This is a genomic window from Pseudescherichia sp. AS216, from assembly GCF_037152055.1.
Taxonomy (GTDB): Bacteria; Pseudomonadota; Gammaproteobacteria; order Enterobacterales; family Enterobacteriaceae; genus Pseudescherichia.
Map to the genome: position 1 here is coordinate 1 of NZ_JBBCMV010000033.1, position 295 is coordinate 295.

The window sequence follows — 295 nt, forward strand, 5'->3', positions numbered from 1 at the left end:
GCTGGAAGGCGAAGCTGAGTGGGAAGAGAAAATCGTTGAGCTGGCTGGCTACCTGGATTCCTACATCCCGGAACCAGAGCGTGCGATTGACAAGCCGTTCCTGCTGCCGATTGAAGACGTATTCTCCATCTCCGGTCGTGGTACCGTTGTTACCGGTCGTGTAGAGCGCGGTATCATCAAAGTAGGTGAAGAAGTTGAAATCGTTGGTATCAAAGATACTGCGAAATCTACCTGTACCGGCGTTGAAATGTTCCGCAAACTGCTGGACGAAGGTCGTGCGGGCGAGAACTGCGGC

Annotated in this window: 1 protein-coding gene; it reads left to right on the plus strand. The window is 53.2% G+C overall.

From position 1 onward, the window contains the following. On the plus strand, positions 1-295 hold a 295-nt coding region (locus tag WFN61_RS20795), incomplete at both ends, for an EF-Tu/IF-2/RF-3 family GTPase (protein WP_337039150.1).